The 14,616-nt window shown below is 73.6% G+C and carries 11 protein-coding genes; 10 read left to right on the forward strand and 1 reads right to left on the reverse strand.

All coding sequences use genetic code 11. From position 1 onward, the window contains the following. Nucleotides 1-14: 14 nt before the first annotated feature. The 5 genes from ACVMYR_RS26895 to ACVMYR_RS26915 all read left to right on the forward strand — a co-directional run bounded on the left by ACVMYR_RS26895 (nt 15) and on the right by ACVMYR_RS26915 (nt 5,935). Complete coding sequence (locus ACVMYR_RS26895) at nt 15-881, forward strand: helix-turn-helix domain-containing protein (protein ID WP_457123074.1); 867 nt, start codon at nt 15-17, stop codon at nt 879-881. A 178-nt stretch (nt 882-1,059) separates the two neighbouring features. Then, nucleotides 1,060-2,337, forward strand: coding sequence for a poly(ethylene terephthalate) hydrolase family protein (locus ACVMYR_RS26900; protein WP_457123122.1), 1,278 nt, complete (start codon nt 1,060-1,062; stop codon nt 2,335-2,337). Nucleotides 2,338-2,417: 80 nt separating this feature from the next. Beyond that, nucleotides 2,418-3,533, forward strand: coding sequence for a ricin-type beta-trefoil lectin domain protein (locus tag ACVMYR_RS26905; protein ID WP_457123075.1), 1,116 nt, complete (start codon nt 2,418-2,420; stop codon nt 3,531-3,533). A 271-nt stretch (nt 3,534-3,804) separates the two neighbouring features. Then, nucleotides 3,805-4,098, forward strand: a complete 294-nt coding sequence (locus ACVMYR_RS26910) for a CATRA system-associated protein (RefSeq protein WP_457123123.1) — start codon at nt 3,805-3,807, stop codon at nt 4,096-4,098. Then, a complete protein-coding gene (locus tag ACVMYR_RS26915) occupies nt 4,076-5,935 on the forward strand; it encodes a CATRA conflict system CASPASE/TPR repeat-associated protein (protein WP_457123076.1) in 1,860 nt (619 codons plus the stop codon). Before ACVMYR_RS26910 ends, ACVMYR_RS26915 begins: the two co-directional genes overlap by 23 nt. Nucleotides 5,936-6,008: 73 nt before the next feature. On the opposite strand, the gene ACVMYR_RS26920 is transcribed toward ACVMYR_RS26915, so the two are convergent. Further along, on the reverse strand, nt 6,009-7,319 hold the full coding sequence (locus tag ACVMYR_RS26920; RefSeq protein WP_457123077.1) for a macro domain-containing protein: 1,311 nt from the start codon (nt 7,317-7,319) through the stop codon (nt 6,009-6,011). A 135-nt stretch (nt 7,320-7,454) separates the two neighbouring features. Between ACVMYR_RS26920 and ACVMYR_RS26925 the strand changes: the two genes are divergently transcribed. The 5 genes from ACVMYR_RS26925 to ACVMYR_RS26945 are packed head-to-tail and all read left to right on the forward strand — an operon-like array spanning nt 7,455 to nt 14,614. Beyond that, nucleotides 7,455-7,853, forward strand: a complete 399-nt coding sequence (locus tag ACVMYR_RS26925) for a CATRA system-associated protein (RefSeq protein WP_457123078.1) — start codon at nt 7,455-7,457, stop codon at nt 7,851-7,853. Beyond that, nucleotides 7,831-9,504, forward strand: a complete 1,674-nt coding sequence (locus ACVMYR_RS26930; protein WP_457123079.1) for a CATRA conflict system CASPASE/TPR repeat-associated protein — start codon at nt 7,831-7,833, stop codon at nt 9,502-9,504. The genes ACVMYR_RS26925 and ACVMYR_RS26930 overlap by 23 nt, the downstream gene beginning before the upstream one ends. Then, complete coding sequence (gene grpE / locus ACVMYR_RS26935; RefSeq protein WP_457123080.1) at nt 9,501-10,187, forward strand: nucleotide exchange factor GrpE; 687 nt, start codon at nt 9,501-9,503, stop codon at nt 10,185-10,187. The genes ACVMYR_RS26930 and grpE overlap by 4 nt, the downstream gene beginning before the upstream one ends. Before the next feature lie 52 nt (nt 10,188-10,239). After that, nucleotides 10,240-11,913 (forward strand): Hsp70 family protein, encoded by a 1,674-nt coding sequence (locus tag ACVMYR_RS26940; RefSeq protein WP_457123081.1) that lies wholly within the window; start codon nt 10,240-10,242, stop codon nt 11,911-11,913. A gap of 4 nt (nt 11,914-11,917) precedes the next feature. After that, complete coding sequence (locus ACVMYR_RS26945; protein ID WP_457123082.1) at nt 11,918-14,614, forward strand: hypothetical protein; 2,697 nt, start codon at nt 11,918-11,920, stop codon at nt 14,612-14,614. The last annotated feature ends 2 nt before the right edge of the window (nt 14,615-14,616 follow it).

Genomic DNA, 14,616 nt, shown 5'->3' on the forward strand with positions numbered 1-14,616 from the left:
GCCACACTGGCGGCATGAGCCATCCGTACGCCCGTGAGCTGGGCGACTTCCTGCGCGCCCGGCGCGGCCGGCTGCGCCCGCGCGACGTCGGCCTGGAGCCGGGCGGCCGGCGCAAGGTGACCGGGCTGCGCCGCGAGGAGGTGGCCCTGCTGGCGGGGCTGAGCACCGACTACTACCAGCGGATGGAGCAGGGCCGGGAGGTGCGCCCGTCCGACGACGTGCTGGCCGCGATCGCCGGTGCGCTCGGCCTCGACGAGCGGGAACGCCGGCACCTGTTCACGCTGGCCCGCGCCGCCCGCCGGCCGGTGCCCGCCCGCGCCGACCACGGCCCGGAGCGGGTGCCGGAGGGCACCCGGCGGCTGCTGCGGGTGCTGGACACCCCGGCGGTCGTGCTCGGCCGGCACCTCGACCTGCTCGCCTGGAACCCGCTGGCCCAGGCGCTGCTCGGCGACCCCGGCGGCCACCCGCCCGAGCGCCTCAACATGCTGCTGCTGATGTTCGACGACGCGCTGACCGGGCGACGGAGCTGCCCGGACTGGGAGCGCCAGGCCCTCGACTACATCGGCATGATGCGCGTCGCCGTCGCCGCCGACCCCACCCACCCGCGCGCCACCGCGGTCGTCGGCGAGCTGAGCATCCGCAGCGCCGAGTTCCGTCGGCTGTGGGCCCGGCACGACGTGCGCGAGTCGGTCAGCGGCACCAAGACGTTCCGGGTGCCGGAGGTCGGCGACATCGTCCTGGCCTGGGACACGTACCCGCTGCCGGGCATTCCCGGCCCGGTCCTGCTGGTCTTCACCGCCGAGCCGGGCAGCGCCGACGCGGACCGGCTGCGGCTGCTGGCGTCGCTGCGCGCGACCCACCCGGAGCCGTCGCCGCGCTGACGGCAGGGCCCCGAACGGCCGAAACCGTGCGGATTAATTGACCGACATGAATCACGGACGTAATGTGAGCGATAACATCGCGAGCTCGCGTGCGGGCCTTGCCTGATCGAAGGAGGAGCCGGTGAAGCTGCCGACAGACCCGCCCTCGCCGCAGGGACGCGGGGCCCGTGCGCGCTCCCTGCCCCGGTCGGGCATCGTCACCTGGCTCGCGGTCGGGCTCGCGGCGGTCCTCGGCCTGACGATGGCGATGACCACACCGCCCGCGGCGGCCGCCGACAACCCGTACCAGCGGGGCCCGGACCCGACCCTGGCCAGCGTGGCCGCCAGCCGGGGCCCGTTCGCCACGACGCAGGCGACCGTGCCGCCGGGCAACGGCTTCAACGGCGGGTACGTCTACTACCCGACCGACACCAGCCTGGGCACCTGGGGTGCGGTGGCGATCGTCCCCGGCTATTCCGCGCTGTTCGCCAACGAGGAAGCCTGGATGGGGCCCTGGCTGGCGTCCTTCGGGTTCGTGGTGCTCGGCATCGAGACCAACAGCCGCACCGACGGGGCCGACGCCCGCGCCACCCAGCTGCTCGCGGGGCTGGACTATCTCACCCGGTCCAGCCCGGTTCGGGACCGCGTCGACCCCAACCGGCTGAGCGTCATGGGCCACTCCGCGGGCGGGGCCGGCACCCTCCTCGCCGCGCTGCGCCGGCCGTCGCTGAAGACCGCCGTCGGCCTCGCGCCCGGCGCGCCCGGCAACAGCCTGAACATGTCCACCACCCAGGTGCCCACCATGCTCATCTCGGGGCAGAACGACGGCACGGTCACGCCGTCGTACGTGCAGGGCATCTACAACACGCTGCCGGCTTCGGTGGAGCACGCCTGGGCGGAGCTGGCCGGCAACGACCACCTCTCCTTCACCCGGCCGAACCCCACCGAGACGCGGATCCTGATCCCCTGGCTCAAGATCTTCCTGGACAACGACACGCGGTACACCCAGTTCCTCTGCCCGCTGGCGGACAGCACCGGCGTCTCGCGCTACAACTCCACCTGCCCGCTGGTGCCGCCGGGCCTGCCGACGTCGCCGCCCACCACCCCGCCGACGACCACCCCGCCGCCCACGGGCCCGCCGACGAGCCCCCCGCCGCCGACGACCACCCCGCCGCCCTCGGGGGCAGCCTGCACCGCGACCTACCGCACCGTCGGCTCGTGGTCCGGCGGCTTCCAGGGCGAGGTCATCGTGACCGCCGGCAGCGCCGCCATCAGCGGCTGGACCGTCCGCCTGGACCTCAGCGGCGGCCAGAGCATCAGCCAGGTCTGGAACGGCACCCTGAGCACCAGCGGCTCGACCGCGACCGTGCGCAACGTCGCCTACAACGGGTCGCTCGCCGCCGCCGGCTCGACGACCTTCGGCTTCCTCGGCTCCGGCACGCCACCCGCGCCGACGCCGACCTGCACCAGCCCGTGACGCCGACCTGCACCGGTGCGTGACGGCGACGTGCACCAGCCCGTGACCGACGACAGAGATTGATCCAGGGAGAGGAATCCATGCGAACGAGGGCAAGGTGGCTCGCGGCGCTCGCCGCGTTCGGGGTGGCGGTCGCCGGGGTGCTGGCGGCGCCGGCCGGCCCGGCCAGCGCGGAGTCCAACGGCGGGGTGCGCGTGATGCCGCTGGGCGACTCCATCACCGAGGGCACCCAGGTGCCGGGCGGCTACCGCATCGGCCTCTGGCAGCGCCTCGCCGCAGGCCGCTACACGGTCGACTTCGTCGGGTCGCAGTTCAACGGGCCGGCGAGCCTGGGTGACCACGACCACCAGGGGCACCCCGGCTGGCGCATCGACCAGATCGACGCGAACATCGTCGGCTGGCTGAACACCCAGCGGCCGAAGAGCGTCCTGCTGCACATCGGCACCAACGACATCCTGCAGAACTACAACGTGAGCACCGCGCCGAACCGGCTCTCCAGCCTGATCGACAAGATCACCAACACGGTGCCCACGGCCGAGGTGTTCGTCGCGCAGATCATCACGCTGTCCAACAGCAACCAGGCGGCGGCCGCGCGCACCTTCAACGCGGCGATCCCCGGCATCGTGCAGAGCAAGGTGAACGCCGGCAAGCGGGTGCGCCTGGTCGACATGCAGAGCGCCCTCACCACCGCCGACCTGATCGACGGTATCCACCCCACCGCCGGCGGCTACGACAAGATGGCCGCCCGCTGGTATTCCGCGTTGCAGTCGGTGCCGGGCAGCATCGGTGACCCGGGCACCGGCACCGGCCAGGGCACCGCGCTCGTGGGCACCCTGTCCGGGCGGTGCCTCGACGTCCCCGGCTCCACCACCACCAACGGCACCCAGGTGCAGCTGTGGGACTGCCACGGCGGCGCCAACCAGCAGTGGACGTACACCTCCGGCAAGGCGCTGACGGTCTACGGCAACAAGTGCCTCGACGCCGCCGGATACGGCACCTCGCCGGGCACCCTGGTCACGATCTACGACTGCCACGGCGGGGCCAACCAGCAGTGGAACGTCAACTCCAACGGCACCATCACCGGCGTGCAGTCCGGCCTCTGCCTGGACCCGTACAACGTGGGCACGGCCAACGGCACGAAGCTCGTGCTGTGGACCTGCACCGGCCAGACCAACCAGCAGTGGAGCCGCCGATAGCGTGACGGGGCGGGCGGCCTTCGGGGGAGGGCCGCCCGCCCGGCGGGCCGGACGACGTCGGTCGGCCCTGTGCCCGCTGAACCGCTCCCGTGAGTCCGTCGAGCGCCGATCCAACGGCATTTCCTCCGGGCCGATCGATTCGATTTCCCGACCCGGACTGCCCTTCTTGGACTGAGCGGGACGGAACTAGGATCGGGCTGTGATGGATGGCCCAGAGCGGGAGGCGTCCGCCGCGCGCCTCGACCCACGAATGATCAGAGATTTGATCTCGATGCTGCGGGAAGCGCAGGGTTGGCGGCTCACCGACGGGAAATGGCAGGAAGTGGGCCGCCTGGTCGAGGACGTGGAGAAGGCCCTCGCTGGCGGGGACGGCGCCGCTCTGCGTCGGGTGATCGACACTCTGGAAGTGGCCGGGGAAGTGCGCATCACGCGGATAGGCGCGTCGACGCCGCAACCCGTCCCGCCGCGGTTACGTGATCGACTCAATCGTCTCGTGCACCAGTTGTCGCCGCCGTCCGGCGGCCGCGCCGGAGGGGCCGCTGGTGACCGACCATCCCATTGTTGAGCAACACATCGTCGTGCACCGCTTCCTCCCGACCGACGGTCCGCAGGCCGAGGCCGCCGGCGAGGAGTTACGCGAGCTGTGGGCCGCCTGCCGACGCTCCTTCGGGATGACCGGCCCGATCCACGGCACCAACCTGCCGGCCCACCTGCCCGAGGTGCTGGCCGCCGGGCGGGGCGTGCCCGAGGAGGCCGCTCTCGCCGCGCAGGAACGGCCCGACAGCGGATATCAGGCGATCCTGCGGCGTTGCCACGACGTGCTCGACCTGTCGGTGGCGCTGGCGCCGCGGGTGGTCGACGCCGATGGCAGGGTCGTCGTCGATCCGGCGGCGGGTGAGCCGGCGCTCTGGTGGGCCGACCTGGACCGGCGCTGGCAACTGGCAACCGCGGGCCGGTCCGGGGCGGCGCTGGGTGAAGCGGTGCTCTGCGTGGCGGTCGTCGCGGGCTCCGTCCCGGTGGACGGGGCCGGCATCGAGCGGCTCGGCCGCCAGTTGGCGCGGTTCCTACCCCCCGAGCAGGAGGACGACGGATGGCCGTCGAGCGGTGTGCCGGTCGACGACGGGCTGGTGGTCTGGGAGACGACACCGAGGCAGGACGGGCGCGTCCGGCGGCGCTTCCTGATCGTCGGGGAAGAGCGGGCCCAGGGCTCGCTCAGCGCCTGGCTCTGGTCGGACGGCGGGGTGTGGCTCCCGCCGCTGGCCCGCTATCTGTTGCACGCGGCCAAGATCCACTATCAGCTCCGGGTGTGGCGGCGGGACCGTGACCCGCGTGGCCAGGCGGACGGGGCGACCGCCGCAGCCGGCGAGCTGCGGCGGGTGCTGGGCGCCCCGGAGACCGCGGGCGGCGCGGCGTCGGTCGGCCCGCTGGCCGGCTCCGAGCTGGCGGCGGTCCGGTCCGAGGAGTTGGCGGCGGTGTTGACCAGCACCGCGCTCCGGCAGATGCGCCGGACGGTGGAGGTGGCGACGGCGAACATGACCAGCGTGCCCGGGCTCGGCGCAGGACGGGCCGACGGGCACGGCCCGTTCGCCGACGATCTCGCGCTGGCGGGGTGGTTCGCGGAGCAGCTCGCCGACGACGACGCCTACCTGACCGTGGACGCCGAGCGGGCGCGCCGGGTCGGCGAGATCGGCCTCGGGCTGCAGGCCGGAGCCGGGCCGCCGACGGCACCGGGCGTCGCGGCCTCCGTCTCCCCGGCCGCGGCAACCGGGGCGGCGGGCAGCGGTGCGCTCGGTCGGCACGCCGACGCCGGCCGGGAGGCCGGCCCCGCGACGAGGCGCGGCCCCGCCACCCACCCCGAGGTGGCCCGCCGCGTCTTCGTCGTGCACGGCCGCGACCACCAGGTCCGCGACCGGATGTTCGACTTTCTCCGCGCGCTGGACCTGCGTCCGATGGAGTGGGAGCCGCTGGTCACCGCGACCGGCAGCACCGCACCCTACCTGCGGGACGTGGTGGGCTGGGGGGTCACCCACGCGCAGGCGGCCGTCGTGTTGCTGACCCCCGAGGACCAGGTGAGCCTTCATCCGGATCTGAGACTGCCCGCCGACACCAGCGCCGAGGCCCAGCCCGGCCTGCAGGCCCGCCCCAACGTGCTGCTGGAACTGGGCATGGCGTTGGCGACCTATCCGGATCGGACCCTGGTGATCCAGGTCGGGGAGACCCGGCCGGTGGCCGACCTCGGGGGGCTCAACTTCATTCGGCTCACCGACAGCCCCGACTGCCAGCGCAAGATCGCCTCCAGGCTGCGGCAGGCGGGCTGCGCGGTGGACGACACGGGATCGGACTGGCTGGCCCCCGGGCGCTTCGCCGGGCTGGAGGCGTACAACCGGCACGCCCGGTCGTGACCCGGGCCGCCCGGCACGGTGCGGCCGGGCGGGCGCGCGACGACTCCGGCCGGCGTCCCGGCCCGGCACGGGCTCACAGCTGGCGGAGGAAGGCCGCCACGTCGAGGATGTCGACCTGGCTGACGTCGGCCGGCCGGAGCACGATCCGCAACTCCGGGCAGAACAACCGTTGCCGGGACCGGTCGACGTAGGACCGAAGAATGATCTTGATTAGTTCCTCCCGGCCGACCGGAGGGAGCCGGGCCAGACCCGAGCCGATCAGTGGCATGGCGAGAACGCCGAGCTGCCCGTGCCGCTCGGCGGCGTCCCACACCCGGTCCAGGCTGACCCGCAGCTCCGCGACGCTGGACTCGGCGACGAGGTCGTTGCCCATCCGGCTGTACGCGACGCCGAAGATCCGTCGGCGGGGCTGACGGAGCACGGCCACCGTCCCGACGGGATAGCGGATCAGCTTCCCCCGGCGTTTGGCCGCCCGGGTCTCCGTGGCCACCTTCGGCGCGTCGGCGAGCGCCCGCCGAAGCTCCCGATCCAGCCAGGCGCGGTCGCCACCGTATTCGCGTCGCAGCAACTGCCCCTGCACGCTGTCGCTGTTGATCACGATGTCGCCGGTGGTCGAGGTGTCGAAGGTGTCGCTGAACCCGACCACGAGATGCGCGTCCTCCTGCCCGAACAGGTCGCCGGTCAGGATCCGTACGGTGGTGCGCGGCGAGGTGAAGACCCGTTGGACGACGTTGCGGGGCAGCGCCTGAGCCTCGCGCCGGATGCGGTCCATCAGCGCGGCGAGCGCGGCGTCGTCGGGCCGCTCGGCCAGGAGGCCCTGCCCGAACTCGAACGCCCGGTCCCACATCCCGACGTCGCGGTAGGCGTGCAGCAGGGCGCGTTCGGCGGCCTCCCTGGCCTCCCTGAGCTGCTCGATCGTCCGCCGCGCGAAGGGGAAGCTCTCCGCGTCGAAGAGCGGGCGTCCGGACCAGAGCGCGAGCGCGTCGGTGAGGGTGTCGATCGCGGTCGCCGGGTCGGCGTGGTGCGAGCCGTGGACGAGCCGGCGGAACCGGAAGACGTCGACCTGGTCCGGGTCGATGACCAGGCGGTAGGCCGACGTCCGGCCACGCTCCGTGCGCAGGATCTCGGACCGTTCGCCGGGGCGGAGCGGGTCGAGGAGCTTCCGTAGTTCGAGGATCCGTTTCTGGACGAAAATCTTGCCCGGTCTGTCGACCGGCCCGCTCCGGGGCGCCCAGACATCGCGAAACAACTCGTCGACCGTCAACGGCTCGCCGGCCGCCAGCAACAGCCGGATCAATACGGTCGCGGTGGTGGGTGGAAGCGGCGTGGCGACGCCGTCGAGTTCGATGGTCGTGCGCCCGAACAGTCGCACCCGAACTGCCATCCGCGCCCTCCCCGGCCATTTTCGACAGGCCACCACGGTAGAGAACACGTTCACCGGAAGCAAACCGGAAGCGGTCGGTAAGCCGACATTCAGCAGTCCGGGACTTGTTGCGGAAGCGATGCCGCTGATCAGCTGATGTTGCTGATGAAAGGCTGTTTTGGCGGGTCGGAAAGGTGCGTGGTGGTGGCGGGTCGAGAGGTCGACGAGGAGCACATTCTATACGAACTCCAGGGGGTGCTGACCGATCTGCTGGAGCAATTCCTGCCAATGGCCAGTTGGCAGCGGATCGAGTTGCTGGTAATCGCTGCCGATCGGGCGTTGTCCTGCGGCGATCTGATCGAACTCGCTCGGCAATCCGCCCTCATCGAAGCGTCGTTTGCCGTGCGGGCCACCCCGTTGGGCACCCAGCCGAGCCAGCCCGCACCGTACCAGCTGCGCGAACGGGTCGCCATCCTCATCCACCGGGCGGACCAGTGGCGCGGCCGGGGGAATGACGACGGGGGGCGGGTGGATGCGCGCCGCACCGCTGACTGATCGCGAACTGGTGGCGCACGTCTTCGTTCCGCTCACCGGGCCGCACCACCCGCACGGTCACGCCCACCTCGCCCAGGTGTGGCGGCGCTGCCGGGAGTTGCTGGCCATCGTGGAGCCCACCCCGCTCGGCCTGCCGACCGACCTGCCGGGCGATGTCGACGGCCTGCCTCCGCGGGACGGCCCGGTCGCGGCGGCCCGGCGCAGCGGCGGGGGAGTCCATGAGATGTTCGCCTACCGCCGGCACGACATGCTCTGCCTGTCGGTCGTGCTGGCCCCGGGGCAGGCGACGAGCTGGCCGGCGCTGGAGGCCGACTGGGCGCGTGCCCGGGGTGGGGAGCACCCGGCGGTGCTGGGCGAGGTGCGGCTACGCCTGGCCCGACACCGGCGCTCCCGGTGGGGTTCCGCAAGCGCGACTGCCCAGGCGTACGCGTCGCTGCGCGCCGAACTGGACGGACCCGACCGGCCCGGGCCGGCGCAGGGCGCGTCAGGCCGGCGGCTGCCGCCCGGGGCCGACCGGCCGTCGCCGGGGGTGGCCGTGACGTCCGGCGGGTTCGTGGTCTGGGAGGCGTCGGGGCTGCCGGACGACCGCCGGCTGCGTCGGCTCGTGGTCGTCGCGCCGAAAGGCACCGAGGAGCAGCTCAGCGAATGGGTCTGGAGCAGCGGCCGGGCCGAACCGGCGACGCTGACCCGGTACCTGCTGTACGCGGCGATGGCCCGCTACGAGCTGCGGGTCTGGTCCGCCGGGCAGACCCGGTCGCTGCCCCACCGGGTCGACGCCCGGCTGGCCCGGCTGCTGCCGCTGCTGGACGAGGCCGCCGAGGAGGACCAGCCCGACCCGGCGCAGTGGGACCGGTACGCCCGCCGGCTCGGCCAGCTGGTCGCGGACGAGGCCGGACTGCTGGACGCGGTCGCCGAGCTGAGCGGCCTGCGTCGCACGGTGCAGATCGCCACCACCAACATGGCCACGCTCGTGCCGTCACCGGCCGGCGCACACCGGGACGGCCCGTTCGCCGACGACCACGCGCTGACCACCTGGTTCGACCAGCAGCTCGACGACGACCTCACCTACCTGCGGGCGACGCTGGCGCGCACCACCAGCGTCGGCGTGCTGCTCGACCGCTCCGTGCGGCGTTGGGAGGCCGCCCGGCGGGAGCGCTACACCCTGGCGCAGACCGCACTCGTCGGCGCGGTCCTCATGGTGCTGACCGCGATCCAGGCCCTGCGCTACCAGGTGCCGCTGCCGACCCGGGTCCAACCGGCGGTGGTCATCGGCCTCGGCGCGGTCGCCTTCTATCTGCCTTTGGCCGTCATCCGACTGGCCTCGGCGCGCCGGGGCGGCACCACGCTCGTCGAGCACCTGGCCCTGGCCGCGCTGGTCGCCACCGTCCTGTGGGCCGGGCTGGCCTGGCTCGCCAACGTTGTCCCGACGGGCTGGGCATGGGCCGCCGTGCTGGTGCCCGGCGCATTCCTGACGACCTGGCTCGCCCTGGCGACCCGCCGGGCCTACCGACGCCGACGGGCCGAACCCGGCCCCGCGGGACCCGCCGGCGGGGATCGGCGTCGCGCGTCGGTCCACGACGGTGTGATCGACGACCCGCCGCCCGCCCCGCCCGGCCACCCGAGACCTCCGAGACGGATGTGGAGACCATGACGCAAGCCCCGTACGACAGCAGCGACCCGGCGGACGGTGGGCCGGACGCCCGGCCGACCGCCGACGGCGACGAGGAGACCCGGTCGGTGCAGGAGGAACTGCCCGGCGGGGAGCCGGCCGAGGCCACCGCCGACCGGTTGTGGGAGATCAGCGCGGCGCTCGCCGCGATCCAGCACGAGCTCGCCAGACAGAACGAACGGGCGGCGGCCCGGGAGCGGGTCATCGACCGGCTGCACGAGGAGAACCTGCGGCTACGGTCCGGCGAGTACCGGTCGGTGACCCGGCCGCTCGTCACCGACCTGCAGAGCCTCCGCAACGACCTGCTGCGGCAGGCGGCCACCCTGAGTGACCCCGTGACGGTGCCGACCGTGGCAGAGCTGCTCGGCAGCTTCGCCTACAGCATCGAGCTGACCCTGGAACGCGCCGGCGTCCAGGTGCTGCGCGCGACGGCCGGGACCCCCTTCGAACCGGGATCCCACCGGGTGGCCCGGGTGGTCTGCACGGACGACCCGGCACAGGACGGCACGGTGGCCGAGCCGCTCGCCGACGGCTACCGGGACGTCGTCTCCGACCGGGTGCTGCTGCCCGCCTCGGTCGTCGTGTGCCGCCGGTCCGCCACCCCGACGCCGGTGCGCATCCCGACGCCGCCGGCACCGGGCGGCCCGGCGGACCCGGCGCACTGACGTCGACCAGCGAACCACCCGCACGACGGCTTCGAGGACAAAGGGGACAGAGATGACTGAGCAGCTCACCTACTTCGGCATTGACCTGGGCACCACCTACTCGGCGATCTCCTACATCGACGAGACGGGCCGCCCGACCGTGATCCGGGACCTCATCGCCGAGAGCGACACCATGCCCTCGGTGGTCTACTTCGAGAGCGCCGACAACGTGGTCGTCGGGGCGAACGCGCGCAACATGGCCCGGGTCGACCCCGAGCACGTCGTCGAACGGGTCAAGCGTCAGATGGGCCGGGAACGGCAGTGGGAGTTCTTCGGCGAGACGCACACCCCAGAGTCGATCTCCGCGTTGATCCTGCGCCGGCTCACCGAGTACGCCCAGGAGTACACCCAGCGCGAGGTGCGGCAGGTGGTGATCACCGTGCCGGCGTACTTCGGGATGCTGGAACGCGACGCCACCCGCAACGCCGGGGTCCTGGCCGGGCTGGACGTCCTCGGCATCGTGCCGGAACCGGTGGCCGCCGCGTTGCAGTACGACCTGATGGACGGGGCCGCCGAGCGGACCGTGCTCGTCTACGACCTGGGCGGCGGCACCTTCGACACCACGGTGATCCGGGTCGGCGCGGACGCCGTGGAAGTGATCTGCACCGACGGCGACCAGGAGCTCGGCGGCGCAGACTGGGACGACCGCCTGGCCCAGCACCTGCTCCAGGAGTTCGTCGCCGCGGCCGCGCCGGCCGAGGAACCGGCCGAGGACGCCCAGTTCATGCAGGACCTCTACCTCACCGCCGAGCAGGTCAAGCGGCAGCTCTCCCAGGCCACCTCGCGCACCGTCCCGCTGCGCTTCGCCGGCGCCTCCGCGATGATCACCATCACCCGGCAGACCTTCGAGGAGATCACCCGGGACCTGCTGGACAACACCATCGCCATCACCGACCGCACGCTGGACAAGCTCCGCGACAAGCTCGGCGGCGACCCGCGACAGCTCGTCGACGAGGTGCTGCTGGTCGGCGGCTCGACCAAGATGCCCGCCGTGACGGCCCGGCTCGCCGAGGCGTACGGCTGGCGCCCGCAACTGCACGACCCGGACCTGGCGGTGGCCAAGGGCGCGGCCCGCTACGCGCTCAGCCGCGCGGTCTGGCAGGCGGCCGACCCGGCGGCCGAGTCCGCCCCGACCGCCGAGGAGCGGGCCGAGCGGGTCAACGAACTGGCCAACCTGACCGGGCTCAGCGCCGAGTCCATCGCGGCGGTCTCCCACAAGCGGATCACCACCGTGCTGCCCAAGGCGTTCGGGGTGAAGCTGGTCGACACCAACAAGCCCGGCTGGGAGGAGGACACCGAGGCCGCCTCCTACGTCGAGCACCTGGTGCACGCCGACGACCCGCTGCCCTCCGGGCCGCACCCCCTGGTGGCCGGCACCGTAGTGGACAACCAGCAGGAACTGAGGATCGAGGTCTACGAACAGGCCGGCACCGTGGAGAGCGCCGAGTTGTTCGCCAACAAGGCGGTCGACCGTGGCGCGGGCACCATTACCGGGCTGCCGCCGTTGCCGCAGGGCTCCCCGATCGACATCAGCATGACCGTGGACGACAACGGCCTGCTCACCGTGCACGCCGTCGAGCCCACCTCCGGCAAGGACCTGACCATCGCCGTCCGGGTCAGCGTCCTGCCCGAGGAGGAGATCCCCCAGTTGCGGGCGAAGGTGTCGGCGATGTCGGTGAGGTCCTGAGCCGATGGAATTCGACCCGGCCCGGTACGACCGGGAGGTGATCGGCCCGTTGCGCGGGCGTCGGGGCCGGCTGCCCGACGGTGACCTGCGGGTGCGCTACGCCGTCGCGCCCGGCATGGACCGGGCGGCCCTCGAACAGCGGCTGCGGAAGGTGCGCACCTACTGGAACCAGAAGGCCAGCGGGCCGGCCGCGCAGGCGGCGACCGGGGTGTGCAAGCGGCTGCTCGCCGCCGACGAGGAGCTCAAGCGCACCGCCGGCGGCGCCATGCTCGACCCGGCCTGGTGGGAACAGCAGGCGACGGCGTACCGGCAGCGCGCCCAGGGTGCCCTCGACGGGCTGGTCCGTGACCTGCGTGATTCCTACGGCGGCTCGGGCCGGGTCACCCCGGGGCAGCTCGCCGCCATCGTCGCCCACCATCAGGCCACCTTCGACCACGCCCAGCTCGACCAGGCGGTCCGCCAGGCCAAGCTGGTCGTGGTCGAGCCGGTGGAGCTGCCCGCCGACAGCGGGATGGAGCGGACCGCCTACCGCACCCTCACCGAGAACCTGGGCATCGCCGGGGCGTCGACCATCGTGCACCTGCTCCACCCCGACCTGCGGGAACCGTTCCGGCTCTGCGCCGGCTTCGCCGTGCCCGGCCGACCCGAACTGACCCTGACCGCCGAGGTGGTGCGGGCGCGCAGCGCCGCCGAGAACGCCGCCGCCGACTCGCCTGTGGTGCGGGCCCGCAAGGCGGCGCTGGTCGCGCTGCGTACCGCCGCCGACCGTGGCGTCGCGTTGGCCGGCATCGCGCTGTTCCAGGTGGCCGAGCAGGTGCGGCAGGGCCGGGCCGCCGGGCTGGCGGACCGGCTGCTGGTCCGCACCGCCGTCGATCTCGGTCTGACCCCGGAGGACGCCGAGCTGCTGGTGCTCAGCATGCCGGCCACCGTCTCCGCCACGACCACCGCGGCCGACCAGGTGCGGGAGCTGCTCGGCCAGGGTGAGCTGCGCACCGCCGCGCAGCGGCTGGCCGCCGTACCGGCCGAGCACGCCGACCGGGAGACGCTGCGGCGGGAGATCGCCGCCGCCGAGCAGCGGGTCGTCGAACTGCTGGACCAGGTCGACCAGGCGCTGGCCGCCGACCGGGAGGAGGCGGCGGAGCAGCTCCTGCGGCAGGCGCTGGCCGTCGCCACCGACGACGACGCCCTCGCTGCCCGGCTGCGCCGGCTGCGCCCCCCGCCACCGCAGGACCTGCGGGTGCATCCTGGCGCGCCGACGGTGCTGAGCTGGGCGCGGCCGGCCACCGAACGCACCGACCTGCGCTACCGGGTGGTCCGCGGCGACGGGGACCCGCCCGCCACCCCGCAGGCGGGAACGCTGGTCGCCGAGACCACCGAGCCGACGGCGGCGGACCCGGAGCCGCCGGTCGGTGCCCGCTGCGGCTACGCGGTCTTCGCCGCAGGCGAGTCGGGCGCCTGGTCCCGAGCGGTGACCGCGACCGCCCTGCTCACCCCGCCGGTGGGGGAGGCGACGGTGCTGGCGACCCCGCACGAGGTCACCCTCGCCTGGCGTCCGCACCCGGCGACGGTCGCGGTGCGGGTGCGCCGGACCGAGTCCCGACGCCCCGACTCCGCCGACGACGGCGTGCCGCTGCGCGCCGAGCCGACCGGGCTGACCGACACCACGGTCCAGCAGGGACGCGACTACCACTACAGCCTGGTCGCGGTCTACCGGGACCCGGCCGGCCGGCAGGTCGCCTCGGCGATGGTGGTGGTCACCGCCGCGCCGCGGCCCCGGGCCCACCCGGTCGAGTCGCTCACCGTCGAACCGGTCCGGGCGGTGGGGAACCGGGTCCGGGTCCGGCTCTCCTGGCTGCCCCAGCCCGGCGTCCGGGTCCGCATCCGCCGGGCCGACACCCCGCCGCGGTGGCCGGTCGGGGCCACGGTGCACGAGCCGGCGCTCGACGGATACGGCGTCGAGGTCACCGGGGCACCCGCCGACGCCGACGGACGGTGCGTGCTGGAGGCCGACGTGCCCCAGGGCTTCCACGTCTACCTGCCGCTTGCCGTCGGCGGCGAGGGCACGATCGTCGGGCGGCCGGTCACCCAGGGCACGGCCGCGCCGGTGGAGCGGCTGCGTGCGCAGCGCGCCGGCGACCAGGTGAGCATCTCCTGGGTGTGGCCGGACACGGTGAGCCTGGCCGAGGTGACCCACTCCCGCGACGGCCGCCCGGACGAGGTGTTCCAGGTCAGCAGGAGCCGCTACCTGCACGAGAAGGGCTGCCGGCTGACCGCCGACGACCGACCCGCCAGGGTCAGCGTGGTCGGCATCGCGGTCGGACCGGGCGGCCGGTCCCGGTCCCCGGCGGTCTGCTGCGACGTGCCGGGCCGCCCCGGCCGCCTCGCGTACACCGTCGAGCGGCTCGCGGGGCTGCGCAACCGGTTCTCCCCGCGCCGGGCGCTCGCGGTCACCGCCGAGCGGGACTGCGCCGTCGCGCACCTGGTGGTGGTGGCGCGGGCCGGACCGGTGCTGCCGGTGCGGCCCGACCAGGGCCGCGAGCTGCTGCGCGTCTCCGACGTGGAGTTCGGGGCCGGGCAGACCCGGCGGTTCGAGTTCGACCTGCCCAGGGAGCTGTCCCGCCCGTACTGGATCAGGTGTTTCGTCGATCCCCCCTCCGGCGCGGTCCTGCGGGACCCGCCGGTCGACCAGTTGAAGGTGTGACG

Source organism: Micromonospora sp. PTRAS2, from assembly GCF_054052245.1.

Bases quoted from the DNA above. Each gene is read 5' to 3' on its own strand.
- ACVMYR_RS26895 (WP_457123074.1), top strand. From the start codon at position 15: ATGAGCCATCCGTACGCCCGTGAGCTGGGCGACTTCCTGCGCGCCCGG.
- ACVMYR_RS26905 (WP_457123075.1), top strand. From the start codon at position 2,418: ATGCGAACGAGGGCAAGGTGGCTCGCGGCGCTCGCCGCGTTCGGGGTG.
- ACVMYR_RS26910 (WP_457123123.1), top strand. From the start codon at position 3,805: ATGCTGCGGGAAGCGCAGGGTTGGCGGCTCACCGACGGGAAATGGCAG.
- ACVMYR_RS26920 (WP_457123077.1), bottom strand. From the start codon at position 7,319: ATGGCAGTTCGGGTGCGACTGTTCGGGCGCACGACCATCGAACTCGAC.
- ACVMYR_RS26925 (WP_457123078.1), top strand. From the start codon at position 7,455: ATGTTGCTGATGAAAGGCTGTTTTGGCGGGTCGGAAAGGTGCGTGGTG.
- ACVMYR_RS26930 (WP_457123079.1), top strand. From the start codon at position 7,831: ATGCGCGCCGCACCGCTGACTGATCGCGAACTGGTGGCGCACGTCTTC.
- grpE (WP_457123080.1), top strand. From the start codon at position 9,501: ATGACGCAAGCCCCGTACGACAGCAGCGACCCGGCGGACGGTGGGCCG.
- ACVMYR_RS26940 (WP_457123081.1), top strand. From the start codon at position 10,240: ATGACTGAGCAGCTCACCTACTTCGGCATTGACCTGGGCACCACCTAC.
- ACVMYR_RS26945 (WP_457123082.1), top strand. From the start codon at position 11,918: ATGGAATTCGACCCGGCCCGGTACGACCGGGAGGTGATCGGCCCGTTG.